Origin of the sequence: Neisseria sp. Marseille-Q1983, assembly GCF_018224585.1 — a bacterium.
In the GTDB taxonomy this organism is placed as follows: domain Bacteria; phylum Pseudomonadota; class Gammaproteobacteria; order Burkholderiales; family Neisseriaceae; genus Neisseria; species Neisseria polysaccharea.
Genome location: NZ_JAGTUI010000019.1, coordinates 12,162 through 36,977, shown reverse-complemented (window position 1 = coordinate 36,977; position 24,816 = coordinate 12,162). Strand labels below are relative to the sequence as shown.

25 protein-coding genes, 1 tRNA gene and 1 pseudogene are annotated in these 24,816 nt (G+C 49.8%); 21 read left to right on the top strand and 6 right to left on the bottom strand.

The annotated features are described in order from the left end of the window. The first annotated feature begins 664 nt into the window (after positions 1 to 664). From gnd to KEM39_RS06090, 7 genes are all read left to right on the top strand, one after another. A complete protein-coding gene (gnd, locus tag KEM39_RS06120; protein ID WP_211709702.1) occupies positions 665 to 2,113 on the top strand; it encodes a decarboxylating NADP(+)-dependent phosphogluconate dehydrogenase in 1,449 nt (482 codons plus the stop codon). Positions 2,114 to 2,175: 62 nt separating this feature from the next. Further along, a complete protein-coding gene (gene waaA, locus KEM39_RS06115; RefSeq protein ID WP_211709701.1) occupies positions 2,176 to 3,447 on the top strand; it encodes a lipid IV(A) 3-deoxy-D-manno-octulosonic acid transferase in 1,272 nt (423 codons plus the stop codon). 40 nt (positions 3,448 to 3,487) lie between these two features. Next, positions 3,488 to 3,937, top strand: coding sequence for a CopD family copper resistance protein (locus KEM39_RS06110; RefSeq protein WP_196428232.1), 450 nt, complete (start codon positions 3,488 to 3,490; stop codon positions 3,935 to 3,937). Between the two features lie 32 nt (positions 3,938 to 3,969). Next, positions 3,970 to 4,944, top strand: coding sequence for a TerC family protein (locus tag KEM39_RS06105; RefSeq protein WP_196428233.1), 975 nt, complete (start codon positions 3,970 to 3,972; stop codon positions 4,942 to 4,944). Positions 4,945 to 5,012: 68 nt separating this feature from the next. After that, a tRNA-Lys gene (locus KEM39_RS06100) sits at positions 5,013 to 5,088 on the top strand. Between the two features lie 218 nt (positions 5,089 to 5,306). Beyond that, positions 5,307 to 6,560 (top strand): UDP-N-acetylglucosamine 1-carboxyvinyltransferase, encoded by a 1,254-nt coding sequence (murA, locus tag KEM39_RS06095; RefSeq protein WP_211709700.1) that lies wholly within the window; start codon positions 5,307 to 5,309, stop codon positions 6,558 to 6,560. 80 nt (positions 6,561 to 6,640) lie between these two features. Beyond that, the gene (locus KEM39_RS06090) at positions 6,641 to 7,819 is read left to right on the top strand and encodes a phosphoglycerate kinase (protein ID WP_025458126.1); all 1,179 of its coding nucleotides are present in this window, start codon (positions 6,641 to 6,643) and stop codon (positions 7,817 to 7,819) included. A gap of 67 nt (positions 7,820 to 7,886) precedes the next feature. On the opposite strand, the gene KEM39_RS06085 is transcribed toward KEM39_RS06090, so the two are convergent. The 4 genes from KEM39_RS06085 to KEM39_RS06070 all read right to left on the bottom strand — a co-directional run bounded on the left by KEM39_RS06085 (position 7,887) and on the right by KEM39_RS06070 (position 10,464). Next, a complete protein-coding gene (locus KEM39_RS06085) occupies positions 7,887 to 8,135 on the bottom strand; it encodes a BolA family protein (protein WP_025458127.1) in 249 nt (82 codons plus the stop codon). A gap of 87 nt (positions 8,136 to 8,222) precedes the next feature. Further along, positions 8,223 to 9,140 carry a permease-like cell division protein FtsX gene (gene ftsX / locus KEM39_RS06080; RefSeq protein ID WP_025458128.1) on the bottom strand — a complete coding sequence of 306 codons (918 nt, stop codon included), beginning with the start codon at positions 9,138 to 9,140 and terminating at the stop codon, positions 8,223 to 8,225. Next, the gene (gene ftsE, locus KEM39_RS06075; RefSeq protein ID WP_025458129.1) at positions 9,137 to 9,787 is read right to left on the bottom strand and encodes a cell division ATP-binding protein FtsE; all 651 of its coding nucleotides are present in this window, start codon (positions 9,785 to 9,787) and stop codon (positions 9,137 to 9,139) included. The genes ftsX and ftsE overlap by 4 nt, the downstream gene beginning before the upstream one ends. A gap of 194 nt (positions 9,788 to 9,981) precedes the next feature. After that, the gene (locus KEM39_RS06070; protein WP_211709699.1) at positions 9,982 to 10,464 is read right to left on the bottom strand and encodes a TlpA disulfide reductase family protein; all 483 of its coding nucleotides are present in this window, start codon (positions 10,462 to 10,464) and stop codon (positions 9,982 to 9,984) included. Positions 10,465 to 10,596: 132 nt separating this feature from the next. Between KEM39_RS06070 and arsC the strand changes: the two genes are divergently transcribed. The 5 genes from arsC to KEM39_RS06045 all read left to right on the top strand — a co-directional run bounded on the left by arsC (position 10,597) and on the right by KEM39_RS06045 (position 14,023). Further along, positions 10,597 to 10,950: an arsenate reductase (glutaredoxin) gene (gene arsC / locus KEM39_RS06065; RefSeq protein WP_118997830.1), complete on the top strand. Its 354-nt coding sequence runs from the start codon at positions 10,597 to 10,599 to the stop codon at positions 10,948 to 10,950. Beyond that, positions 10,947 to 11,603, top strand: a complete 657-nt coding sequence (locus tag KEM39_RS06060; RefSeq protein ID WP_118997829.1) for a YdcF family protein — start codon at positions 10,947 to 10,949, stop codon at positions 11,601 to 11,603. The genes arsC and KEM39_RS06060 overlap by 4 nt, the downstream gene beginning before the upstream one ends. A gap of 114 nt (positions 11,604 to 11,717) precedes the next feature. Further along, positions 11,718 to 13,112, top strand: a complete 1,395-nt coding sequence (gene gltX, locus KEM39_RS06055; protein ID WP_118997863.1) for a glutamate--tRNA ligase — start codon at positions 11,718 to 11,720, stop codon at positions 13,110 to 13,112. Between the two features lie 20 nt (positions 13,113 to 13,132). Further along, a complete protein-coding gene (locus tag KEM39_RS06050) occupies positions 13,133 to 13,528 on the top strand; it encodes a hypothetical protein (RefSeq protein ID WP_118997828.1) in 396 nt (131 codons plus the stop codon). Between the two features lie 3 nt (positions 13,529 to 13,531). After that, positions 13,532 to 14,023, top strand: coding sequence for a GNAT family N-acetyltransferase (locus KEM39_RS06045; protein ID WP_107863582.1), 492 nt, complete (start codon positions 13,532 to 13,534; stop codon positions 14,021 to 14,023). Between the two features lie 123 nt (positions 14,024 to 14,146). Here the strand turns inward: KEM39_RS06045 and mutS are convergent, their stop codons facing one another. Next, positions 14,147 to 16,741: a DNA mismatch repair protein MutS gene (gene mutS, locus KEM39_RS06040; RefSeq protein ID WP_118997827.1), complete on the bottom strand. Its 2,595-nt coding sequence runs from the start codon at positions 16,739 to 16,741 to the stop codon at positions 14,147 to 14,149. Positions 16,742 to 17,184: 443 nt separating this feature from the next. On the opposite strand from mutS, the gene gap reads away from it, so the two are divergent. From gap to KEM39_RS06020, 4 genes are all read left to right on the top strand, one after another. After that, positions 17,185 to 18,189 carry a type I glyceraldehyde-3-phosphate dehydrogenase gene (gene gap / locus KEM39_RS06035; RefSeq protein ID WP_002236266.1) on the top strand — a complete coding sequence of 335 codons (1,005 nt, stop codon included), beginning with the start codon at positions 17,185 to 17,187 and terminating at the stop codon, positions 18,187 to 18,189. A 187-nt stretch (positions 18,190 to 18,376) separates the two neighbouring features. After that, positions 18,377 to 18,583 (top strand): helix-turn-helix domain-containing protein, encoded by a 207-nt coding sequence (locus KEM39_RS06030; RefSeq protein ID WP_025458134.1) that lies wholly within the window; start codon positions 18,377 to 18,379, stop codon positions 18,581 to 18,583. 44 nt (positions 18,584 to 18,627) lie between these two features. Then, complete coding sequence (locus tag KEM39_RS06025; protein ID WP_025458135.1) at positions 18,628 to 19,518, top strand: hypothetical protein; 891 nt, start codon at positions 18,628 to 18,630, stop codon at positions 19,516 to 19,518. 9 nt (positions 19,519 to 19,527) lie between these two features. Then, on the top strand, positions 19,528 to 20,520 hold the full coding sequence (locus KEM39_RS06020) for a DNA cytosine methyltransferase (protein ID WP_003750644.1): 993 nt from the start codon (positions 19,528 to 19,530) through the stop codon (positions 20,518 to 20,520). Positions 20,521 to 20,578: 58 nt separating this feature from the next. Here the strand turns inward: KEM39_RS06020 and tsaA are convergent, their stop codons facing one another. Then, a complete protein-coding gene (tsaA, locus tag KEM39_RS06015) occupies positions 20,579 to 21,253 on the bottom strand; it encodes a tRNA (N6-threonylcarbamoyladenosine(37)-N6)-methyltransferase TrmO (RefSeq protein ID WP_025458136.1) in 675 nt (224 codons plus the stop codon). Between the two features lie 127 nt (positions 21,254 to 21,380). On the opposite strand from tsaA, the gene KEM39_RS06010 reads away from it, so the two are divergent. The 5 genes and pseudogenes from KEM39_RS06010 to KEM39_RS05990 form a co-directional block, all read left to right on the top strand. Further along, positions 21,381 to 21,701, top strand: coding sequence for an Imm32 family immunity protein (locus KEM39_RS06010; protein ID WP_052298005.1), 321 nt, complete (start codon positions 21,381 to 21,383; stop codon positions 21,699 to 21,701). 12 nt (positions 21,702 to 21,713) lie between these two features. Further along, positions 21,714 to 22,349: a nicotinamidase gene (locus KEM39_RS06005; RefSeq protein ID WP_118997826.1), complete on the top strand. Its 636-nt coding sequence runs from the start codon at positions 21,714 to 21,716 to the stop codon at positions 22,347 to 22,349. Between the two features lie 36 nt (positions 22,350 to 22,385). Continuing rightward, positions 22,386 to 23,354 carry a lipopolysaccharide heptosyltransferase I gene (gene waaC, locus KEM39_RS06000; RefSeq protein WP_118997825.1) on the top strand — a complete coding sequence of 323 codons (969 nt, stop codon included), beginning with the start codon at positions 22,386 to 22,388 and terminating at the stop codon, positions 23,352 to 23,354. Between the two features lie 227 nt (positions 23,355 to 23,581). Then, positions 23,582 to 24,331: an electron transfer flavoprotein subunit beta/FixA family protein gene (locus KEM39_RS05995; RefSeq protein ID WP_118997824.1), complete on the top strand. Its 750-nt coding sequence runs from the start codon at positions 23,582 to 23,584 to the stop codon at positions 24,329 to 24,331. 10 nt (positions 24,332 to 24,341) lie between these two features. After that, positions 24,342 to 24,816, top strand: a pseudogene (locus KEM39_RS05990) (electron transfer flavoprotein subunit alpha/FixB family protein); the annotation flags it as partial.

The window sequence follows — 24,816 nt, the reverse complement described above, 5'->3', positions numbered from 1 at the left end:
ACAAGGCGACGAAGCCGCAGACAGTACAAATAGTACGGCAAGGCGAGGCAACGCCATACTGGTTTAAATTTAATCCACTATACTTATACACAACCAACCCAAAGCTATTTAACTGAAATATTGTGAGATTTACCCGGAAATCTCATTTTCTCCACCACTTATACACAAATCCGGATGCACACTCTGCCAATATGCAGAAAAAAAGACATTCGTGCCGTCAACTTACTATTCCCACAAGTTCCAAACACATTTCCCTCTCAAATCTCCACAGTATTCCCGTTCTTAAAGGCGCCGGCAGCCATTCGGTAAAGAAAAGTAGGATGCCATCTGCACAACAAGCAAACTATCCACAAAACCAATCCTTCACGAAAAACAATCCACAGGCATGCACAAAAGGGAATCCGCCTTACCGACACCCTTTTAAAACGGAAATCCCAATGATTTTTAAAATAAAAAAAAAGTTACCCACAGAAAATTTTTCATATCAATATAATCATCGTTTTATTATTTAAATTTTATATTTTATTTATAACCCTTCAGGGGAACGCCACAGTAAAGCGTAAAGGCATCTTTTCAAAAAATTAAAAAGTTAAGGATTGTTAAACAAGTGTAAATCAGGTAGAGTTGCAGTCGATAAATTAAATCTATAACGGAGCTTCCTGCAATGAAAGGCGATATTGGCGTAATCGGTTTGGCGGTTATGGGTCAAAACCTGATTTTGAATATGAACGATTGCGGATTTAAGGTTGTCGCCTACAACCGGACAACCAGTAAAGTGGACGAATTTTTAAACGGCGCGGCTAAGGGAACTGATATTGTCGGCGCGAATTCCCTGCAAGACTTGGTCGATAAGCTGGCAAAACCGAGAAAAATCATGATGATGGTTCGCGCAGGTTCGGTGGTTGACGACTTTATTGAACAACTGCTTCCGTTGTTGGAAGAAGGCGACATCATTATCGACGGCGGCAATGCCAATTATCCCGACACGACACGGCGGACACATTACCTTGCTGGAAAAGGGATTTTGTTTGTCGGCGCGGGCGTATCCGGCGGCGAAGAAGGCGCGCGGCGCGGGCCGTCCATTATGCCGGGCGGGGATAAGCGCGCTTGGGAAGCGGTCAAACCGATTTTTCAGGCGATTGCCGCCAAAACGCCGCAGGGCGAACCGTGTTGCGACTGGGTCGGCAAGGACGGCGCGGGACATTTTGTCAAAATGGTGCATAACGGTATCGAATACGGCGATATGCAGTTGATTTGCGAAGCGTACCAGTTTATGAAAGACGGTTTGGGACTGTCCTACGACGAAATGCACCGCGTGTTTACCGCGTGGAACAAAACCGAGCTGGATTCTTATCTGATTGAAATCACAGCGGCAATTTTGGGCTATAAGGACGAAGGCGGCGAACCGCTGGTCGAGAAAATCCTCGATATGGCAGGGCAAAAAGGCACGGGCAAGTGGACGGGCATCAATGCTTTGGATTTGGGCATTCCGCTGACGCTGATTTCCGAAGCGGTATTCGCCCGCTGCGTTTCGTCGTTCAAAGAACAGCGCGTGCAGACTGGCAAGCTGTTCGCCCGAACCGTTATGCCCGTCGAAGGCGGCAAACAAGAATGGGTTGAGGCGTTGAGACAGGCCCTGCTTGCATCCAAAATCATTTCCTACGCACAAGGCTTTATGCTGATTCGGGAAGCGGGCGAAAGCTACGGCTGGGATTTGGATTACGGCAACACCGCCCTGCTCTGGCGCGAAGGCTGCATCATCCGCAGCGCGTTTTTGGGCAATATCCGTGACGCGTATGAAAATAATCCGGATTTGGTGTTTTTGGGCGAGGACGGATATTTTAAAAATATTTTGGAAAACTGCCTGCCGGCGTGGCGCAGGGTGGTCGCCAAGTCGGTCGAATGCGGCATCCCTATGCCCTGCACGGCATCCGCCATCACGTTCTTGGACGGCTACACGACCGAACGTCTGCCTGCCAACCTCTTGCAGGCACAGCGCGACTACTTCGGCGCACACACTTACGAGCGCACCGACAAACCGCGCGGCGAGTTTTTCCATACCAACTGGACGGGCAAGGGCGGAGATACCGCTTCGACAACCTACGATATTTGATTCCGTTGCCGAAATGCCGTCTGAACCGTTCAGACGGCATTTGTTTTGTAGGAAATAGAAAGATGTTCCAATGGCTTTATGATGTATTGTGGCTGCTTGCGCCGATATGGATACGGCGTTATTTGGACAAACGCTCTGGAAGTGCCCCTGCATATCGGGCGCATCGGGACGAGCGTTTCGGCAAGCCGTATCCGAATCCCGTTACCGGCGCGGTTTGGATACACGCCGTTTCGGTCGGAGAAACGCGTGCCGCCCAGCCCTTGATACGCGAGTTGCGGCGGCGTTTTCCCGATGCGCCGCTGCTGATGACGCAGATGACCCCGACGGGACGGGAAACCGCGCAAGTTCTGTTTCCCGATGCGCAATGCCGCTATCTTCCGTATGACAAAAAAACGTGGGTGCGGCAGTTTTTGCGCGAACACCGCCCGATGTTCGGCATTTTGATGGAAACCGAAATCTGGCCCAACCTGATGAGGGAATGCCGGCGCGCGGGTGTGCCGCTGTTTTTGGCGAATGCGCGGCTGTCGGAAAAATCGTTGAACGGTTATCTGAAAGTCCGCCGCCTGATCCGTCCTGCAGCCGCTTCGCTGACGGGCTGTCTGGCGCAGACGGAGGCGGATGCGGCGCGGTTGGCGAAATTGGGCGCAGCATCCGTGCAGGTGTGCGGCAATACCAAATACGACCTGATGCCGTCTGAACAGATGAAAACGCTGGCGGGGCAGTTTAAAAAACGCATCGGAGGCCGACCGGTTGCTGTGTGCGGCAGCACGCGCGTTTATCGGGGCGAAGACGAGGCGGAAAAACTGCTGGCGGCGTGGCAACAATATCGCGGCGATGCCCTGCTGGTCGTCGTGCCGCGCCATCCCGAGCATTTTCAGACGGCATTTGAAACGGCAAAACGCTTCGGGTTTAAGGTTCAGCGGCGCAGCGACGGTTTGCCGGTCGAACCCGATACGCAGGTGTGGATAGGCGACAGTATGGGCGAGCTGTATGCGTATTACCTGTGCGCTGATGTCGCTTTTGTCGGCGGCAGTCTGGTCGATTCGGGCTGTCAGAACATCATCGAACCGCTTTCCTGCGGCGTTCCGACGATATTCGGCTTTTCGACCTACAATTTTTCCGAAGCCTGCCGGCACGCCTTGGCATCGGGTGCGGCGGTTCAAGTTGAATCGGCGGATGCGTGGCGGGAAGCCGTTGAAAAAACCTTATCGTCCGAGGGGGGGGGAATGCAGATGCAGGCACGCGTGGACGGCTTTATCGCACAACATCGCGGAGCGGGCACGAGAATCGCCGAGGCGGTATGGGAAGCGGTATGCGGACATCGGGGGCGATAGTGATACAATCCGCATCCGAGTTTTCCGGTTGGAGCATCGTATGAGTATTTATGCCGTCGCGCACATCATCCACCTGTATTGCGCCATCGCCTTTGTCGGCGGCGTGTTTTTTGAAGTGCTGGTTTTGTCCGTCCTGCATACGGGACGGGTGTCGCGCGAGGCGCGGCGCGAAGTGGAAAAGGCAATGTCTTACCGCGCCGTCAGGGTGATGCCGTTTGTGGTCGGACTGCTGTTCGCCAGCGGCATCGTGATGGCGGCAAACCGCTACCTTCCTATATTGGGCGAACCGTTTGCCACTTCCTTCGGTACGATGCTGACGCTGAAAATCCTGTTGGCGTTCAGCGTGTTGGCGCACTTCGCCATCGCCGTCGTCAAAATGGCGCGTTCCACGCTGACCGTCGGGTGGTCGAAATACATACACGCCGTCGTCTTTACCCATATGCTGCTGATTGTCTTTTTGGCAAAAGCGATGTTTTATATCAGCTGGTAACACAACTACATTTCAAATCAGGAGATTGAACCATGACAGAATATCCCGGCATCGGGTCGCCGTTGTTTTACGGCGTTTTTTTTACGGCAGTGCTGGTCATGATTGCCTTGGATATGTTTTCGCTGAAGAAAAACGGCAGCCATAAAGTCGGCATCAAAGAAGCCTTGGCATGGAGCGGCTTGTGGGTTGCTGTATCCTGCCTGTTTGCGGGCTGGCTGTATTTCGAACTCACCGGCAATCCCGGCTACGGCGCGGCAGTCGCAAAAGAAAAAGTATTGGAATTCTTTACCGGCTACATTTTGGAAAAATCGTTAGCAGTCGATAATATTTTCGTGTTCCTGATGATATTCGGCTACTTCAAAGTCGCACCGCAGTTTCAGCACCGCGTGCTGCTGTACGGCGTATTGGGCGCATTGGTATTGCGCACCGTCATGATTTTCGTCGGCGCGGCACTGGTTCGGCAGTTCGAGTGGATTCTGTATCTGTTCGGCGCGTTCCTGCTCTATACCGGCATACACATGATGAAGCCCGAAGGCGATGAGGAAGGGGATTTGGCAAACAGCAGGCTGCTGAATGCCGTCAAGAAAGTCGTTCCGGTCGGCACGGAATTTCACGGCGAGAAATTTTTTACCGTCGAAAACGGCAAAAAAATCGCCACGCCGCTGTTTTTGGTGCTAGTCATGATTGAATTGAGCGATGTCGTGTTTGCCGTGGACAGCATCCCCGCCGTCTTTGCCGTTACCACCGATCCGTTTATCGTGCTGACCTCCAATATTTTCGCAATTCTGGGCTTGCGGGCGATGTATTTCCTGCTGGCGGATGTGGCGGAACGCTTTATCTTCCTGAAATACGGCTTGGCATTCGTGTTGGGTTTTATCGGTGTGAAAATGCTGGTAATGCATTGGGTGCATATCCCGATTTCCGTTTCGCTGTCGGTCGTCTTCGGTGCGTTGGGTGCATCGATACTGACCTCGTTAATTTATACGAAAAAACAGCCTGATAAATAAAATGCCGTCTGAACGCCGACAAAATGGTTGACAGCATCAGGCTTGATGTATAGAATTTCGAGCTTATCGGGTCGTTAGCTCAGTCGGTAGAGCAGCGGACTTTTAATCCGTTGGTCGAGCGTTCGAATCGCTCACGACCCACCAGATAAAACAAAAAAGCTGAGTTTTCAAAACTCGGCTTTTTTTGTTTTCCGACAATCCTTGTTCGGAAAGCGCGGCATTTCGTCAAATTCTTTGGTGCGGCTTCCGTATTTTTCCCGAAAATCCCTTATAATTCCGCCTCTGCAACCTTCATCGGGTGATGCTTTATGCGTTGTCCCGAGTATTGAAATATTACAAGTACCCACCAGGAAAGAACAAACGTGGACAAACTGAAAATCTCCGCAAACGGCCCGCTCAACGGGGAAATAACGGTCTCGGGCGCGAAAAACGCGGCATTGCCGCTGATGTGCGCGGGTTTGCTGACATCGGGTACGTTGCGCCTGAAAAACGTCCCTATGCTGGCAGATGTGAAAACCACGCAAAAGCTGCTTCAGGGGATGGGCGCGCGCGTCCTGACCGACAATATCAGCGAATTTGAAATCAACGGCGGTACGGTAAACAATACCTGCGCTCCGTATGAGCTGGTCAGAACTATGCGCGCCTCGATTTTGGTGCTTGGCCCGACGCTGGCGCGTTTCGGCGAGGCGCAAGTCAGCCTGCCGGGCGGCTGCGCCATCGGTTCGCGCCCCGTCGATCAGCATTTAAAAGGCTTGGAAGCGATGGGGGCGGAAATCGTCATCGAACACGGTTACGTCAAGGCCAAAGGCAAACTCAAAGGTACGCGCGTGGCGATGGATGTCGTTACCGTCGGCGGCACGGAAAACCTGCTGATGGCGGCGACGCTGGCGGAAGGTACGACGGTTTTGGAAAATTGCGCCATCGAGCCTGAAGTGGTCGATTTGGCGGAATGCCTGGTTAAAATGGGCGCGAAAATCAGCGGCATCGGAACATCGACCATGATCGTGGATGGTGTGGACGAGCTGCACGGCTGCGAACACAGCGTCGTCCCCGACCGGATTGAGGCGGGGACGTTCCTGTGCGCGGTGGCGATAACCGGCGGCAGGGTGGTTTTGCGGAATGCCGCGCCGAAAACGATGGAAGTGGTGTTGGACAAACTGGTTGAGGCGGGCGCACTGATTGAAGCGGGCGACGATTGGATCGCCATCGATATGCGGCAGCGTCCGAGGGCGGTGGACATCCGCACGGTCGTCCACCCCGGTTTCCCCACGGATATGCAGGCGCAGTTTATGGCATTGAATGCCGTGGCAGAGGGAAGCTGCCGCGTGGTAGAAACGATTTTTGAAAACCGCTTTATGCACGTCCCCGAGTTGAACCGAATGGGGGCGAACATTACAACCGAGGGCAATACGGCATTTGTGCAGGGTGTGGAACAGCTTTCCGGCGCAGTCGTCAAGGCGACGGATTTGCGCGCGTCCGCAAGCCTCGTTATCGCCGGTTTGGCGGCGCGCGGCGAAACCGTGGTCGAACAGATTTACCATTTGGATCGCGGTTATGAAAATATTGAAAAAAAACTCGGCAGCGTCGGCGCGAAAATCGAGCGCGTATCCGGCTGATCGGGTTGCGATGCCGTCTGAAGCCTTCAGACGGCATCAATTGTTTCTGTATCGCAAACACTGATTGAAAAGGACTGATTATGGCATTTTTAAAACTGACCGAACAAAACGTGCAGGGCAAAACCGTCCTCATCCGCGCCGATATGAACGTGCCGTTCAAAGACGGCAAAATCAGCGACGACACCCGTATCCGCGCCTCGCTTGCGTCCGTCAAATACTGCTTGGACAACGGCGCGTCCGTCATCGTGATGACCCACTTGGGCCGCCCGACCGAAGGCGAGTTCCATCCTGAAGACGACGTTGCGCCCGTTGCCGCGCATTTGGGCAGCCTGTTGGGCAAAGACGTGAAAGTATTGAACGACTGGCGCGAAAACAAACCGGCTTTGAGCGCGGGCGATGTCGTGATGCTGCAAAACGTGCGCATCAACAAGGGCGAGAAGAAAAACGATTTGGAACTGGGTAAAGCCTACGCTTCTTTGTGCGACGTGTTCGTCAACGACGCTTTCGGCACCGCGCACCGCGCCCAAGCTTCGACCGAAGCCGTCGCCCAAGCCGCGCCCGTTGCCTGCGCCGGCGTATTGATGGCGGGCGAACTCGACGCTTTGGGCAAAGCCTTGAAACAGCCCGCGCGCCCGATGGTGGCGATTGTTGCCGGCAGCAAAGTGTCCACCAAGCTGACCATCCTCGAATCGCTGGCGGATAAAGTTGACCAACTCATTGTCGGCGGCGGTATCGCCAACACCTTCCTGTTGGCGGAAGGCAAAGCCATCGGCAAATCTTTGGCGGAACACGATTTGGTGGAAGAATCCAAAAAAATTATGGCGAAAATGGCGGCCAAAGGCGGTTCTGTGCCGCTGCCGACCGATGTCGTCGTTGCCAAAGCCTTTGCCGCCGATGCCGAAGCGGTCGTGAAAGACATTGCCGACGTTGCCGAAGACGATATGATTTTGGACATCGGCCCGAAATCCGCCGCCGAGCTTGCCGAACTGCTCAAAGCCGCAGGCACGGTCGTTTGGAACGGGCCGGTCGGCGTGTTTGAGTTTGACCAATTCGCAGGCGGCACGAAAGCCCTTGCCGAAGCCATTGCCCAAAGCAAAGCGTTCTCGATTGCGGGCGGCGGCGACACGCTGGCGGCGATTGCCAAATTCGGCGTTACCGAACAAATCGGCTACATCTCCACCGGAGGTGGCGCGTTCCTCGAATTCTTGGAAGGCAAAGAGCTGCCTGCCGTAGCCGCTTTGGAAAAACGCGGCGCGTAAGCGGTTTGATATAAAAAAAAATGCCGTCTGAAACGAAATGGTTTCAGACGGCATTTTTGTGTGGCGGTTATTGTGCTTTGGCAGCCCATTCCGCCGGAGTGGCGGCAACCGAAATGGAAAGTGCGTGCAGTTCGTTGCTTTCCAGTTGGGCTTTGAGTCCGTCTTTAATCAGGCGGTGGCGTGCAAGGCGTGCTTTGCCTTCAAATTCTGATGATACGATGACGGCGAAAAAATGGTGTCCGTCGCCTTCTACTTCGATATGTTCGCATTTTGCCACGCCTTCAATCATGGCTTTTACTTGTTCCAGGGTCAGCATGGTAGGTTCCTTGTTGGAAAAATGCGCCATTATACTGGCAAATTGAAATGCCGTCTGAAAACGGCTTCAGACGGCATTTTATCAGGATTATTTTCTGGCTTTAAAACCGAGCAGGTGTTGGGTGGTGGCAAGCCATGCCCCTAATATCCCCAGTGCGACGACGAAGCCGAACACCAGCGCGATTTCTCCCGGGTAGAAGAAACGCCAGCCGATATTAAGCCCATAGGGTTTGAAGATGGCATCGACCAACGGGCGCACGGCGGAGAGCAGCCAGCCGCAAAGCCCCAGACTGACGGTGGCGGAAAGAATGCTCTGCCACATGGCTTGATAAAGGAAGGGGCGGCGGATAAACGATGCGGGCGCGCCGAGCAGCTTGGTGATTTCGATTTCTTCTTTTCGGCTGAGGATTTGCAGGCGGATGGTGTTGTGCGCGACAAGGACGAACGCCATCCCCAGCGTCAGTGAAAGAAACCATAAAATTTTACGGATGAATTCGTTGATTTGGTACAGTGTCTGTACCCATTCCGTATCCATGTTGGCGGATTCGACCATAGGCAGTTTGGTAATGTCTCGGTAGATTGCCTGCATTTGGTCGGGAGTGGTTGCCGGGTCGGGGGTAACGATAAAGACATCCGGCAGGGGGTTGCCGTCAAGCATGGAAATCAGATTTTGGTCGAGATTGGACTGTAATTCTTCCAAACCGTCTTCTTTGCTGATGAAGCGGATGTTGTCGAGTCGTTTGTCGCGCGTCAGCAGGCTGCGCACGGTATCGCTGTCGCTTTGTGCGGCGGCGGTTTCCATATAGATTGTGATTTGCGGCGACTCGTTGAGTTTGCCCAACACGCTTTGTCCGCTTTGGATGCCCAAATACATAAACAGCGGCAGCGTCATGGCGACAGCGAGCATCAGGAGGGTCAGTATCGTGCCGACAGGTTGGCGCATGAGTTGTTTGAGTGCGGTGCGTGCGGATTCGACATGCAGCGAGACGTAGTGAATGATGCTCATGCGAGACGTCCTTTCGAGAGGCGCAGGATGCGGTGTCCGTAGTCCGCCATAAGGGTTTCGTCATGGGCGGCGACGATGACGGTAGTTCCTGCTTCGTGGAAGGTTTTGAACAATTCCATAATATCGAGCGCGTAGGCGCGGTCGAGGTTGGCTGAGGGTTCGTCGGCAATCAGCAGGCTGGGCTGGTGAACGACGGCTCGGGCAATGCACAGGCGTTGTTGTTCACCGCCCGAGAGGGTTACGGGATCGTCCAATTCTCGCCCTTTTAAGCCGACTTTTTCAATGGCGATGCGGGCGCGTTCTTCGGCTTTGCGCGGCGGATAACCGATAATCCGCAGCGGGAGGATGACGTTTTGCAGGACGTTGCGGTCGTAGAGGATTTTGTGGTCTTGGAACACGATGCCGATATGTTGGCGCATAAAGCCGATTTGGTTGTCGGTCAGTGTGCCGAGGTCTTGGTTGTTGAAGTGGACTTTGCCCCTGCTTGGTTTGGTAATGCCCGAAATCAGCTTGAGGACGGTGGATTTGCCTGAACCGGAGTGTCCTGCGATAAAAATCATCTCGCCTTTGTTGATTTGGAAGCTGACGTTTTTCAGGGCTTCAAAACCGCCGGGATAGGTTTTGGAAACTTGTTCGAAACGGATCATAGGAGGTCCTGTAAGGAAGGGCGGCATATCGTTTCGGGCGGTTGCGTCCGCAGGGATATGCCGTCTGAACAATAGGTAAGACAGTGCCGATTATAAAGATTCCGCCTGTTTTTAGATAGTGGATAAGTTTGGCGGATACTGAAGGTCGGGTTGGAAAAATGCCGTCTGAAGCGGCTTCAGACGGCATCCGGCGTTTAACGGCATTTTGAATGGGCGAGTTTGACGGCTTCGGTCAGGCTTTTTTCGTTTGCCTCCCCTGTAATGGTCTGCCTGTATCCGCATTTCGGTGCTTCGACGACGGTAAAGGGCAGTACGCCGACATTGTTTCCGTAGGATTTCATAAAGTTTCGGCTGTTCGCCCCGGTGTAACGCCAAATCGGGTAGGAAACAGGAGTTTGTTTGAGGAAGTTGCCGATATTGTCGGATGTGTCGAGCGCGATGCCGACCATATCGACGCTGCCTTTTTTCTGCGCTTTGTACCATTTGGACATGGCGGGCATCTCTTTTCGGCACGGGCCGCACCAAGTCGCCCAAAGGTTGACGATGCGTACGGGGGCTTTGAGCGATTGCAGGCTTTGCGGGGTGTTGTCTTTCCATCCGGCCAGTTCGTCTGCCGAGGCGGTATGGGAAACCAGTACGCCGGCAAGTGCGATTGCGGCAAGCGGTAAGTGTTTCATTTTTTGTCCTCCGTATATGGATTGGGGTATTGTAAACCGTTTGGTACGGCTGTCTATGGTTCGAAGGGAGATATTGAGTAAAATCCTGCGTAAGCCGATAATAAGGGGATTGTCGAGAAGTAAGGAAATGTCATGTCTGAAATCAAAATTTTCCACAATCCGCGTTGCAGCAAATCGCGTGCCGCCTTGTCCCTATTGGAAGAACGCGGCATTGCTGCCGAAGTGGTCAAATATTTGGATACGCCGCCCGACTTGTCCGAATTGAAGGATATTTTCAACAAATTGGGCTTGGCATCGGCGCGCGGGATGATGCGCGTGAAAGATGATTTGTATAAGGAATTGGGTTTGGACAACCCCAATTTGGACAATGACGCACTGCTGCGTGCCATTGCCGATCATCCCGCCCTGTTGGAGCGTCCGATTGTTTTGGCAAACGGTAAGGCTGCCATCGGAAGGCCTTTGGAAAATATTGAAGCGATATTGTGAAAAAACGGCTGTTTCGCAGCCGTGAAGGGTTGCGCTATTACCTGCTCGGCGGTTTTTGCTTTTGGTTTTTTTTGTTTGCCTCGTTGTTTGCCTCATCCGTTTGGACAGTGTATCGGCTGAATGAAGGAGTTTTACCCACTGATACCCGTGCGGATGCCGCATTGGTTTTGGGAGCTGCCGCATGGGACAAACGCCCGTCCCCTGTTTTTCGGGAACGTATCAACCATGCCATCGCGCTTTATCAGGGGCACAGGGTCGGTAAAATTATTTTTACCGGCGGCAGAAGTAAAAAGGGTTACATGACGGAGGCCGAAGTCGGGCGGCGGTACGCGCTCAAGCAAGGTGTTCCGGCGCACAATATCTTATTTGAAAACACGTCGCGCAATACCTATGAAAATCTGAACAACATCCGTCCGATTTTACAGGCCAACGGTATTTCCAGTGTGGTAATCGTCAGCGATCCCTATCACTTGGCCCGTGCTGCGGAAATGGCCGAGGATTTAGGGGTTCGGGTTTATGTTTCCGCCACGCCGACGACACGTTTTGATACCGCGAGCGGAAAGAAAAATTTTATCCTTCATGAAGGATATGCCCTTACCCTTTACCGTTTGGAAAAATGGGGGAGGCGTTTTTTCAATTGGCTGTTTGGTTGAAAACAAAGAAATGCCGTCTGAAACTTATCCGCAAGTAAGCTTCAGACGGCATTTTTAATGCTTAAGCACGGTAAAAACAGTAAAATAAGCCGTTTTAAAGATTCTGGAGCCATCATGACCGTCAAAACCCGTTTCGCCCCCAGCCCTACTGGCTACCTGCACATTGGCGGCGTTCGCACCGCCTTGTTTTCATGGGCGTTTGCCCGCCATCACAAAGGCGAGTTCTTATTGCGTATCGAAGACACCGACTTGACGCGCTCTACTGCCGAATCCGTCAACATCATCCTTGACGGCATGAAATGGGTCGGTCTCGATTACGACAACGCCGACAACGTCGTGTACCAAACCCGCCGTTTCGACCGCTATAAAGAAGTCATTGCCGAACTTTTAGAAAAAGGCCATGCCTACTACTGCTATTGCAGCAAAGAAGAGCTGGAAGCCATGCGCGAGAAAGCCGAAAAAGAAGGCACGGCGACTTACGACCGCCGCTGGCGGCCGGAAGAAGGCAAAACCCTGCCCGAAATCCCTGCCGACGTGCAACCCGTCGTCCGCTTCAAAACGCCTTTGGACGGCGTGACCAAATGGACAGACTTGGTCAAAGGCGAAATCTCCATCCCCAACGAAGCACTCGACGACCTGATTATCGCCCGCGCCGACGGCACGCCGACCTACAACTTCTGCGTTGTCGTGGACGACTATGATATGGGCGTTACCCACGTTATCCGCGGTGATGACCATGTGAACAACACGCCGAAACAAATCAACATCTTAAAAGCCATCGGCGCAAACCTGCCAGAATACGGCCACCTGCCGATGATTCTCAACGAACAAGGCAAAAAAATCTCCAAACGCAGCGGCGATACCGTTGCCATCACCGATTTCGGCGCAATGGGCATCCTGCCTGAAGCCATGCTCAACTATCTGGCGCGTTTGGGCTGGGCGCACGGCGACGACGAGTTCTTCACGATGGAACAATTCATCGAATGGTTTGATTTGAAAGACGTTTCCCCGTCTCCAAGCCGTATGGACTTGAAAAAACTCTACTGGATTAACGGCGAACACATCAAAATCACCGCCAACGAAAAACTGGCCGAAATGGTGAAACCGCGCCTTGCCCTGCGCGATATCCATGAAACAAGCAAGCCTGCTTTGGAAGACGTGTTGGCACTGGTCAAAGACCGCGCCCAAGACCTGAACACGCTTGCCGACGAGTGCCTCTACTTCTACGTCAAACAAACGCCTGCCGAAGCGGACGTGCAGAAGCACTGGGACGACGAAGCCGCCGTCCGTATGCTGCGCTTTGCCGAACGCCTCGAAGGTTTGGAAGACTGGACCGCCGAAGCCATCCACGACTTGTTCAAACCCTTCTGTGACGAAGAAGGCATCAAAATGGGCAAACTCGGTATGCCTTTGCGCCTGGCCGTCTGCGGCACGGCGAAAACCCCAAGCGTCGATGCCGTGTTGGCATTAATCGGCAAAGAAGAAGTGTTGAAACGTATCCGCGCTTAAGTTATCCACAGGTGTGGGCAATGTCGTCTGATGTCGGAGTACGGCTTCAGACGGCATTTAAACGGAAGTTAAAAATGAAAAAAATATTTTATTTTCTGATGGTTGTTTTTTCTACCAGTGTATGGGCAGGGGATGCTGAAGACAATTTGCTCAGTATCCAATCCGGTTACCGTGCCTTATTGCAAAAACAAAACAATCTTGATGGAAAAATTATCGGGATGCAGTCGGATTTGGAAGATGCGCGCAGACGGTTGCAGGCTGCACAGGCGGATATTAACCGTTTGGAAGCGGAAATTCCTGCAGCAATGGCGCAAAAAGCCCGGCAGGCTGAAGAGCTGAGGCAAATCGGAGTGCGTTTGGACCATGCTTGGAATGCGGTTTATGGTGCAGGGGGAACGAAAGCGGCGGGGAATTGACCGATGAATTCCCTCTTTGTGGACAATACTGTTTTCATTACACGGCTGAAAGCCGGGCATATCGGCAGGTTGGTTCAGGCGTTGTTTGAGGAGTGGCACGGATTTGAACCGTGGTCTTCTGTGGATAAGATTCATGCCTATTACGGCAGGTGTTTGAAGGATGACGAACTGCCGCTGGCATTTGCGGCTGTGGATGATTCCGGAATCCTGTTGGGTTCGGCTACGGTCAAGCGGCATGATATGGAAAGTTTTCCACAGTATGAATATTGGTTGGGTGATGTCTTTGTTTTACCTGAATATCGCGGAAAAGGCATTGGCAGGAGGCTGGTCGCCCACTGCATAGGCGCAGCGCGTTCGCTGGGGATAAAGTTCTTGTATCTTTATACGCCTGATGTGCAAATATTTTATGAATCATTCGGCTGGGCGGTTGTCGGGCGACATTTCCATAACGGTGAATGGGTTACGGTTATGCGTTTGGATGTGGATAAGGTTTAAGCCGAATGGACAAATGCCGTCTGAGCTGTTCGGACGGCATTTTTTATGTTTGGAAACTTCCTGTCAGATAATATTTATCCACAGATTTTTCCATATGGTTTGATGCTGTTCCGACAACGGAAATTAAGATACGGATTTGCACAAATCTTTCAGACGGTACAGTTCTGACAATGCTTCGCGCGGGGTCAGGCTGTCGGGATCGAGTTTCTCCAGGGCTGCTGCCAATATACCTTCAAAATGTTTTTCCTCTGCTTTGTCCACAAAGTTGTCCACATTCAGTTCATCTCCTTTTTCAGACGGCATAGTACTGAAAATATCCAGTTGGGGACGGTTTGCGGCGGCTTGGTCTTCCAGTTCGTTCAAATGCTTTTGGGCGGATTTCAATGCGCGTACAGGCAGGCCGGCGAGTTTGGCGACGGCGATGCCGTAGCTTTTGCCGGCGGGGCCGGGTTCGATGTGGTGCAGGAACACGATGTCCTGTCCCTGTTCGAGCGCGGAAAGGTGCATATTGACGGCGGCGGCGTGGGCTTCGGGCAGGTAGGTCAGCTCGAAATAGTGGGTGGCAAACAGGCTGAAGGATTTGTTTTTTTGCAGCAGGTGTTCGGCAACGGCGTGCGCGAGGGCGAGGCCGTCGAAAGTGGAAGTACCACGTCCGACTTCGTCCATTAAAACAAGGCTTTGTTCTGTGGCGTGATGCAGGATGTAGGCGGTTTCGCTCATTTCGACCATGAAGGTGGAGCGGTTGGAGGCGAGGTCGTCCGATGCGCCGATGCGGGTGAAGATTTGATCGATGGGCCCGATTGTGGCGGCATCGGCAGGCACAAAACAGCCGGTGTGTGCCAATAAAACAATCAGCGCGACTTGGCGCATGTAGGTGGATTTGCCGCCCATATTGGGGCCGGTGAGCAGCATGAGGCGGTGTTTGTGGTCAAGGTCGGTGTGGTTGGCGGTAAAGTGGCGTACCTGCTGTTCGACAACGGGATGGCGGCCGTTTTCGATGTGGATAACCGGATAGTCGGCAAACTTGGGGCGGACGAAGTTCCGCTCTTTTTCCAAGGCTGAAAATGTGGACAACACGTCCAGCGCGGCGGCGGCTTTGGCGGCTTTTTGAAGCTGCGGCAATGCCGTCTGAAGGTTTTTCAATACGCCGTCAAAGAGTTGTTTTTCTAAGGCGAGGGCTTGCTCTTGAGCAGTCAGCACTTTGTCTTCAAAGGCTTTCAACTCCGGCGTGATGAAGCGTTCGGCGTTTTTGAGGGTTTGCCGGCGTTGGTAGTCGGCAGGTGCTTGTTCGGCTTGGGTTTTGGACAATTCAATGTAAAAGCCGTGAACGCGGTTGAACTCGACTTTGAGTGTGGACAAACCGGTACGTTCGCGTTCCTTGGCTTCCAAATCCAGCAAAAATTCGTCGCCATGGTTTTGAATGCGGCGCAATTCGTCCAGTTCGGGATGAAAACCGTGGTTGATGACATTGCCGTCTTTCAGCCAGACGGAAGGTTCGGGCAAAATGGCTTGGCGGAGCTGTTCGGCTGTGGATAGGTTTTCCGGGAAAACGGCTTTGAGGGTTTCCAACAGGCTGCTGCCGTTTGCGGACAAGTCGATTTCTGACAAGGCAAACAGGCTGTCGCGCAGGGCGGCGAGATCGCGCGGGCGGGCGTTGCCGACGGCGATGCGGGCAGCAATGCGTTCAATGTCCGCAATGTTTTTCAGACGGCATTGGAGGGGTTCGTATTGGCTTTCCAGCGCGGCAACGGCTTCTTGGCGCGCTCGGATGTGGGCGCGGTTGCGTAAAGGGTGGTGCAGCCAGAGAGCCAAGAGGCGGCTGCCCATGTGGGTGGCGCAAAGGTCGAGCGTGGACATCAGGGTCGGCGATTTTTTGCCGGAGAGGGTTTGCGTGATTTCGAGATTGCGGCGCGTGGCGGCGTCCATGCCGATATATTGGCTGTCGGTTTCGAGCGACAGGCCGTCCAAGTGTTGCGGCATCAGGTTTTGCGTCAGGCGGATATAGTTCAACAGCGCACCTGCCGCGCCAATCGCAACGGCGTGTTCTTTGCCGTCCAACCCGAAGCCGCGCAAATCTTGGCAGCCGAAATATTCCGTCAGCAGTTTTTCCCCCGCGTCGGCGGCAAACTGCCACGCGTTCAGGCGCGTAACACCCGATGCCGTCTGAAGTTGCAGCGCGTTTTTACTGTCCGGCAACAGAATTTCCGCCGCCTGCAGGCGCGCCAGTTCGTCGTCCAATTTATCCACAGTTGTCAGCTTGGTTTTGAATTCGCCGCTTTGCAGCGATGCCCACGCCAAACCGATGTATTTTTTGTCGGGGGACACGGCAACGATGCGGTTGGTTTCCTTGTCTTCCAGTAATGCGGAATCGGTCAGCGTGCCGGGCGTTAAGATGCGCACGACTTTGCGCTCCACCGGCCCTTTGCCCGTCCCGACTTCGCCGACCTGTTCGCAAATAGCCACACTTTTGCCCAGCTTGACCAGGCGCGCCAGATATTGTTCGGCGGCGTGAAACGGCACGCCTGCCATTTTGACCGGCTTGCCATCCACCTGTCCGCGCGTGGTCAGGGTAATATCCAAAAGTTTTGCCGCTTCTACCGCATCGTCGAAAAACATCTCGTAAAAATCGCCCATGCGGTAAAACACCAGTTTGTCGGTATGTTGCGCTTTGATGCCGAGGTATTGCTGCATCATTGGGGAAACGGCGGATTTGGACATGGGGCTGCCTTATCATTAGGAAAACGGTATTGTAGCAAAAGGTTTTGTCTTCGACGGAATGAGACTGACCGTAAGCCTGTCAATAAGGTTGTGGAGACAAGTAGGAAAACAGCAAAGTTATCCACAGGGATATTATTAAGTCAAAAAACATCCACGTTTATCTGTCCTATACGGCAAGCCTTAAACTCAAACTTATTTGACGAAAAGGTAATGAAAATATTGGATATTTGCTACTTATACACAAGCAGATCCGCAATCATCAAAATCATCATTAAAATTTTAAATTCAAATATTGATGGTAAAAGTTTTGGAAATCTGTGCAAACAGCAAAATTTATCTATATCAAATAAGCGGCAAGTAGTTAGATGTAATAGTGGAATGTAACTTTATTTCAGACTACAATGCGGGTATTGAAATTTCGTTTCACAGTTTGGAGTATAAACATGAGCATAAAAGTAGCGATTAACGGTTTCGGCCGTATCGGCCGCCTCGCATTGCGTCAAATTGAAAAAGCCCACGGCATCGAAGTTGTCGCCGTTAACGACCTGACCCCTGCCGAAATGCTGCTGCACCTTTTCAAATACGACAGCACACAAGGCCGTTTCCAAGGTACTGCTGAATTAAAAGACGATGCCATCGTAGTAAATGGTAAAGAAATCAAAGTTTTCGCCAATCCGAATCCCGAAGAATTGCCTTGGGGCGAGTTGGGTGTGGATGTCGTCCTTGAATGTACCGGCTTCTTTACCAATAAAACCAAAGCCGAAGCCCACATCCGTGCCGGCGCGCGCAAAGTCGTGATTTCCGCACCTGGCGGCAATGATGTGAAAACCGTCGTATATGGCGTAAACCAAGACATTTTGGACGGCAGCGAAACCGTCATTTCCGCCGCTTCCTGCACCACCAACTGCCTTGCCCCGATGGCGGCAGTCCTGCAAAAAGAGTTCGGCGTAGTCGAAGGTCTGATGACCACCATCCACGCCTACACCGGCGACCAAAACACCCTTGACGCGCCGCACCGCAAAGGCGATTTGCGCCGCGCCCGCGCCGCCGCGCTCAACATCGTGCCCAACAGCACCGGCGCCGCCAAAGCCATCGGTCTGGTTATCCCCGAATTGAACGGCAAACTCGACGGCTCCGCCCAACGCGTCCCTGTTGCCACCGGCTCGCTGACCGAATTGGTTTCCGTCCTCGAACGCCCTGTAACCAAAGAAGAAATCAACGCCGCGATGAAAGCCGCCGCCAGCGAATCTTACGGTTACAACGAAGATCAAATTGTTTCTTCCGACGTTGTCGGTATCGAATACGGCTCGCTCTTTGACGCAACCCAAACTCGCGTGATGACCGTGGGCGGTAAACAACTGGTGAAAACCGTTGCCTGGTACGACAACGAAATGTCCTACACCTGCCAACTCGTCCGCACTTTGGAATACTTCGCAGGCAAAATTTAAAGGATTTCGGATTGGGTAAACCAGTCTGTGGATAAGTTAAGAAAAAAGGTCGTCTGAAAACCTAAATCTAGGTTTTCAGATGACCTTTTTTCTTATTGACTAAGTAATCATTGCAATATTTTGTTACTTATAGTCCGTTGCTTTATATGTAACAAAAAGGATAATTGTTTTGAATTCGGAGGTTGAAATGGTACTAGAAAAAATTGGAGCAAGAATTCGAGAATTGCGTAAGGCTCAGAATCTAAGCCAAGAAAAATTTGCTTTGAAGGCTGAAATTGATAGGACTTATCTTGCAGGCATTGAACAAGGAAAAAGAAATGTATCCATGAAAAATATGGAAAAAATCATTAATGCTTTAGGAATTACATTTCATCAATTTTTTGAAGATATATAAATTTGTAGAGTATAAGTAACAATCAATATAAAATGGAGAAATTAATGGCTAGTTTTATTCAGGCAGAAAGAGATATTCAATCTTATTTTGAAATTGGTCAGGCAGTTTGTTTCAACGGTCAATCATGGTGTGTACAGACTGTAGGTAAACCTACTTGCGGAAACGGCGAACCTAAAACGGATATTTATATTTTATTAAAAAGTGAATCATCTGAAGAAATAAGAGAAATTAAAATTTCATACAAGAAAAGTAATGCTGATTTTGTAGAAAATAAAATTAAAGCAGACCGAGCTGAAATGATTTTTGGAAATAATTGGGCAAAAATTATTCAAAGTTCAACAACAAATATTCGTAGGAAATTTTTAGATAAAAATCTAATTTTTAAAAAAAGCAAGGGTAGGACAGACAATGGATCTATTACGCTTGGTTGGAAGTTTGAACTTGTTAATAAATTAAACGGGGAATTATCAGATAAAGTAGATTTAACTACTGAACAATTATTAGATATTTACGTAGGTAATAATCTAGATGAAGAAAAGAAAAATGCGAGTGTAAATGGGGTAATTATTCCAAACTCTGGTGTTGCGAATTATATTCTGATAGGAGACGAATTTTCGTCTACTGAAGAAATACTGGATAAAATTGTTTCATTAGATGAATATGTTAGGAATAATCCTAATATTTATTTTGCCTGTAAAGCACTTAATTATCGAAGTTTCGAAGATAAATTTGATGGAGATAGACCACTTGCAGTTCAAGTAAAATGGGAAGTTGTTAATGGAAAACTGACTCATGAATTGATTTTTGATAAACCATTTCAATGTAATGGGAATAAAGTTGCGAAACAATTAAAACAATGCCTAATTAACTTAGGTGTTCAAAATACAGATGATTTAAATGATAAAAACACGCAAGATTGTAATATTTTTCAATGAAAGGAACAGATGAAGATAATTAGTTTATTTAGCGGTTGTGGTGGTTTAGATTTAGGTTTTGAAAAAGCAGGATTTGAAGTGCCTGTTGCAAACGAATATGATAAAACTATTTGGTCAACATTTAAGGCTAATCATCCTAAAACACATTTAATTGAAGGCGATATACGTAGTATTAAGGAAGAAGATTTTCCTGATGAAATCGATGGTATTATCGGAGGTCCTCCTTGTCAGTCATGGTCGGAAGCAGGGGCTTTGCGAGGTATTGATGATGAGCGGGGTCAATTGTTTTTCGACTATATCCGTATTTTGAAAAGTAAGCAGCCTAAGTTCTTTTTAGCTGAGAACGTTAGCGGTATGCTTGCAAACCGCCATAATGAAGCGGTACAAAATTTACTGAAAATGTTTGATGAATGTGGGTACGATGTAAGCCTGACTATGGTAAATGCCAAAGATTATGGTGTGGCTCAAGAACGTAAGAGAGTCTTCTATATTGGTTTTCGTAAAGATTTGAAAATCAAATTCTCATTTCCAACAGGTTCGACAGTTAAAGATGAAGATAAGATAACATTGAAAGATATTATTTGGGATTTACAAGATACAGCCGTTCCTGCGGCTTTTCAAAATAAAGCTAATCCTAATGCTATTAATAACAACGAATATTTTATAGGTAGTTTTTCCCCAATTTTTATGAGCAGGAACCGTGTGAAAGCATGGCATGAACAAGCATTTACAGTTCAGGCTTCGGGGCGGCAATGCCAGCTTCATCCACAAGCTCCAAAAATGGAGAAACATGGACTAAATGACTACCGTTTTGTAGTTGGAAAAGAAGCTCTTTATCGTAGGATGACTGTGCGTGAAGTAGCGAGGGTTCAAGGCTTTCCTGATGATTTTAAATTTATCTATCAAAATATTAATGATGCGTACAAAATGATAGGTAATGCTGTACCTGTTAATTTAGCTTATGAGATTGCGGTAGCAATCAAAAAAGAGTTGATAATTTAAAAAAGGTCGTCTGAAAATTTTTCAGACGACCTTTTTTAATAGAATTGTGAATAAAATTTCACACAAAACTTATCCCAATAACCGTCGCGCGGCTTCCTTTGATTTGAAACCTAACTTCGTAATCCGCAATATTCATCACATAAATCCGTTCGGGAATATCCTGATAGGCGGGGCGCGGGTCCTGGGCAATGCTTTGGCTGATAAGGTTTTTGGTATTTGCAGATAAATTTTCCGCGCCGATGTTTTCCTGCCAAACGACTTCCAACTCTACGGGTTTGCCGCTGACGAAGCCGGATGCGGCATCGGGTTTGGATTCGACAAAGGGGATATAAGGCTTGATGTCCACAATCGGCGTGCCGTCCAGCAGGTCTGCGCCGCTGCAATAGAGGCGGACGGGTTTGCCGGTTTCGATGCGTTCGAGTTTCAGGAGTGAGAGTCCGAGATGGTTGGGGCGGTGGGGGCTGCGCGTGGCGAATACGCCCATTTTTTGTTTGCCGCCGAGCCGTGGCGGGCGCACCATTTGCGCCCAGCCTTCATCCAATACGCCGTGAAAAATAAAACTTATCCACACATAGTCGAAGTGTTCCAGTCCGCGTACGCTGTCTGCGGTAAATTCAGGATTCAGTTCGATGCAGACTTCTGCGGCGGAGACCAAACCGGGCTGGCGGGCGATGCCGAATTTCTGTTTGTAGGGCGAGCGGGCGGTGCCGATGGGGGTAATGGTATAAGTCATAAGATTGTGGGTAAGTTTTTTGGAAAAAACCTTATCTTATCACAGCCGGTTTTACCGCTTTCGGGCAGTAATTTGTTATAATACAGGGCATTTTAATCGCGTTGAAATAAAGTAGCACAGAATCCTCGTGTCCAAGACGATCTTGAAAAGGCATTGGAGTATTGATAAAAAAAGAAGCATAACGGTTCGCTATAACGAAGAGGGGATCCCGTATATTACACCCAAGTCAGGTTGTTATCTTTCCTTTCAGATCTCACCTATAGGAGGTGAGATTGAAATTTTGGGTAATAAAATTGGATTACAGCTTTTAGCAAGGAGCATCTTAGGTATAGCTAAAATGGAGGAGGTGGATATGACATATCATATCCACCTAGATGAATTGTACTCCTTAAATAAAGAAGGTAAGAGTTTTGTTATTCGTAAAATAGAGAATGACGATTTTAAGTGAAGAAGTAATGAGATGATTGTTTCCATTGATGTTGATGCACAAAAAACTTTTACGCCTTTGTGTCCTGACGAGCTGCCTGTGAACGAGGGGCATTTGATTGTCGAGGAGTTGAATGCCCAAGCCGCTTTGGCGGATTTGCGCGTGATGACGAAAGATGCGCATCATATGGCGGCGAAATGGCTTGTGGATAACCCTGTTGGTATGTTGAAACCGACAGGTTTGCCTGATGCGGATTTGACTTGGGTGGCTCATGCAATGGTCGGTACGCGCGGCTATGAATTGTTGGACGGGCTGCCTTCTGCCAAAGAATACGATTATTGCGTTTGGAAAGGTGTTGATCCCGAATTGCATCCTTATGGCGCGTGTTTTCACGATATTGAGGAAAAACTAAGCACTGGATTAATTGAATGGCTGCGTTGTCAAAATACGGATACGGTTATTATCGGTGGGTTAGCTACGGATTATTGTGTTAAAACAACGGTTTTGCAGTTACTCAAAGGCGGTCGTTGGCAGGTTGTCGTCAATGAAGCGGCTTGTCGGGGTATTGCGCCGGAAACCATTGAAACAGCATGGCAGGAAATGCATTCTGCCGGGGCAATCATCTTAAAAAACGCTGATGAAATAAATAAATACATTAATAATCAATAAGTTAAAATTGTTTCACGTGAAACACCCTTCCTAAATATGAAAATTTTGCTTGTCCGCTTGTCTAGTATGGGCGATTTAATTCACACTTTGCCCGCAATCGAAGATTTGGCGCGACAATGTCCTGATGTAGAACTGCATTGGCTATGTGAGGCTGGATTTGCAGATATTGCGCGCCTGCATCCGTTTGTAAAAAAAATCCATGTGATGAAATGGCGGCAATGGCGCAAACATCTCTTTCGGGCTGAAACTTGGTGGGAAATGGGTCATCTGAAACAGACTTTGCGGCAGGAAGTATTTGATTTCGTATTGGACAGTCAAGGTCTGATTAAAAGCGCGTGTTTCGCTAAAATGGCAAAATCTCCGATTTGTGGTTTGGATAAAAACAGTGCGCGCGAGGGATGGGCTGCTTTGGCGTATGTAAAAACATACGCTGTACCGAAGGGAAAAAATGCCGTTTGGCGCAACCGTGAACTGTTTGCCCAAGTGTTTGGGTATGTGATGCCTGAAATGCAGGTATTTGGTTTGACTGTTCCTGAAGCAGGCTGTCTGAAAAATTTAGCTCAACCGTATTATACGGCTTTGCATGCGACCAGCCGGGACGGTAAGTTATGGTCTGTGGAAAACTGGCGAGCGTTGCTGCAAAAACTGAACGGAGAGCAACAATGCAACGTTTATCTGCCTTGGGGAAATGAAGCTGAAAAAGCGCGTGCGGAACAGATTGCAGACGGGCTGCCGTTTGCCATGGTGTGCGCTAAAATGAATTTATTGCAGGCAGCGTATCTGCTGAAACACGCGGTCGGAATTGTCGGTGTGGATACCGGTTTGCTGCATTTGGCAAATGCCTTGGAAAAACCTGTGGTCGGCATTTATACCGATACCGATCCGATTAAAACAGGCGTTCAAGTTTCGGCTATTGCAAAAAATGTGGGCAATATCGGGCAGATTCCGACCGCAGATTTGGTTTATCAAACGCTGATGGATTGTGTTGCAGCAGATAAAGGCTAAAGGGTCGTCTAAAACTGATATGGCGGCATGATATTTTCCAATTTATTAGATACAGGAATGTATATCCGCTAGCCTGAGTAAATGCTTTAAAAATGGTATAATCGGCAAGCATTATCCGAAAGATTTCTGAATGAATTCGTTTTTAAGAAAAAACGGATTTGATTTTATAGGGAAGAAGGTTTGGCTTCGCTGAATAGTGAAAGCAACGTTCTTTTTGGGAGAATTCAATGAAAGCACTGGTCGCGGTAAAGCGCGTAGTAGACTACAACGTCAAAGTTCGTGTAAAAGCCGATGGTTCGGATGTAGATATCGGTAATGTCAAAATGTCGATGAATCCGTTTGACGAAATTGCTGTGGAAGAAGCTGTCCGACTAAAAGAAGCCGGAAAAGTAAGCGAAATTGTAGCGGTTTCTTTGGGTGAGAAAAAATGCGAAGAAACCTTGCGTACCGCTTTGGCTATGGGTGCCGACCGTGCAATTCATGTTGAAACCGATGTAAAATTGGAGCCGCTGGCAGTTGCCAAGCTGCTGAAAGCTGTTGCGGACAAAGAAAATCCGCAAATTTTCTTTTTGGGTAAACAAGCGATTGATGACGATGCCAATCAAGTGGCGCAAATGCTGGCAGCTTTGCTGAATGCGGCGCAAGGTACATTTGCTTCAAAAGTACAAATTGAAGGTGATGAAGTACAGATTGTGCGCGAAATTGATGGCGGCGAAGAAACCATAGCATTGAAATTGCCCGCTGTTATCAGTGCAGATTTGCGTTTGAACGAGCCGCGCTTCGTCAAACTCCCCAATATTATGGCGGCGAAGAAAAAACCTTTGGAAAAACTGGCTCCTGCCGATTTGGTTGCTGACATTTCACCTCGTCTGAAAACGGTGAAATTCGCCGAGCCTAAAGCGCGTCAGGCAGGCGTAAAAGTAGCAAGCGTTGCCGAATTGGTTGAAAAATTGAAAAACGAAGCCAAAGTGATTTGAGGAGACTGAAATGAGCGTATTGATTATTGCCGAACACGACAACAAACAGTTGAATCCTGCCACTTTGCATGCTGTTACCGCTGCCGCAAAACTAGGCAAAGTCGATTTATTGGTTGCCGGAAACGGCGCATCGTCCGTCGTGGAGTTCGCGAAGCAAGTAGCGGGAGTGGCAAAAGTTTTGGTTGCAGATGCTGCCCATTATGCTGAAGGTTTGGCTGAAGAGTTGGCTCCGCTGGTTGTCAAATTGGCGGCGGATTACCGCTATGTTGCAGCAACGGCAACCACATTCGGTAAAAACCTTTTGCCCCGCGTAGCCGCCTTATTAGACGTACCGCAAATTTCTGATTTGACCGAGATTGTAGATAACACGACTTTTGTACGTCCGATTTATGCAGGTAATGCATTTGAAACCGCGCAAGCCAATGCGGAAAAATTGGTGCTGACCTTCCGTGCGACGGCTTTTGACGCAGCGGCGGTGCAAGGTG

Coding starts and splice junctions, on each gene's coding strand:
- waaA (WP_211709701.1), top strand. CDS start 2,176: ATGTTCCAATGGCTTTATGATGTATTGTGGCTGCTTGCGCCGATATGG.
- KEM39_RS06005 (WP_118997826.1), top strand. CDS start 21,714: ATGATTGTTTCCATTGATGTTGATGCACAAAAAACTTTTACGCCTTTG.
- tsaA (WP_025458136.1), bottom strand. CDS start 21,253: ATGACTTATACCATTACCCCCATCGGCACCGCCCGCTCGCCCTACAAA.
- KEM39_RS06030 (WP_025458134.1), top strand. CDS start 18,377: ATGGTACTAGAAAAAATTGGAGCAAGAATTCGAGAATTGCGTAAGGCT.
- KEM39_RS06105 (WP_196428233.1), top strand. CDS start 3,970: ATGACAGAATATCCCGGCATCGGGTCGCCGTTGTTTTACGGCGTTTTT.
- arsC (WP_118997830.1), top strand. CDS start 10,597: ATGTCTGAAATCAAAATTTTCCACAATCCGCGTTGCAGCAAATCGCGT.
- KEM39_RS05995 (WP_118997824.1), top strand. CDS start 23,582: ATGAAAGCACTGGTCGCGGTAAAGCGCGTAGTAGACTACAACGTCAAA.
- KEM39_RS06050 (WP_118997828.1), top strand. CDS start 13,133: ATGTCGTCTGATGTCGGAGTACGGCTTCAGACGGCATTTAAACGGAAG.
- waaC (WP_118997825.1), top strand. CDS start 22,386: ATGAAAATTTTGCTTGTCCGCTTGTCTAGTATGGGCGATTTAATTCAC.
- KEM39_RS06025 (WP_025458135.1), top strand. CDS start 18,628: ATGGCTAGTTTTATTCAGGCAGAAAGAGATATTCAATCTTATTTTGAA.
- gltX (WP_118997863.1), top strand. CDS start 11,718: ATGACCGTCAAAACCCGTTTCGCCCCCAGCCCTACTGGCTACCTGCAC.
- KEM39_RS06110 (WP_196428232.1), top strand. CDS start 3,488: ATGAGTATTTATGCCGTCGCGCACATCATCCACCTGTATTGCGCCATC.
- KEM39_RS06020 (WP_003750644.1), top strand. CDS start 19,528: ATGAAGATAATTAGTTTATTTAGCGGTTGTGGTGGTTTAGATTTAGGT.
- KEM39_RS06045 (WP_107863582.1), top strand. CDS start 13,532: ATGAATTCCCTCTTTGTGGACAATACTGTTTTCATTACACGGCTGAAA.
- gap (WP_002236266.1), top strand. CDS start 17,185: ATGAGCATAAAAGTAGCGATTAACGGTTTCGGCCGTATCGGCCGCCTC.
- ftsE (WP_025458129.1), bottom strand. CDS start 9,787: ATGATCCGTTTCGAACAAGTTTCCAAAACCTATCCCGGCGGTTTTGAA.
- KEM39_RS06085 (WP_025458127.1), bottom strand. CDS start 8,135: ATGCTGACCCTGGAACAAGTAAAAGCCATGATTGAAGGCGTGGCAAAA.
- KEM39_RS06070 (WP_211709699.1), bottom strand. CDS start 10,464: ATGAAACACTTACCGCTTGCCGCAATCGCACTTGCCGGCGTACTGGTT.
- KEM39_RS06090 (WP_025458126.1), top strand. CDS start 6,641: ATGGCATTTTTAAAACTGACCGAACAAAACGTGCAGGGCAAAACCGTC.
- mutS (WP_118997827.1), bottom strand. CDS start 16,741: ATGTCCAAATCCGCCGTTTCCCCAATGATGCAGCAATACCTCGGCATC.
- ftsX (WP_025458128.1), bottom strand. CDS start 9,140: ATGAGCATCATTCACTACGTCTCGCTGCATGTCGAATCCGCACGCACC.
- gnd (WP_211709702.1), top strand. CDS start 665: ATGAAAGGCGATATTGGCGTAATCGGTTTGGCGGTTATGGGTCAAAAC.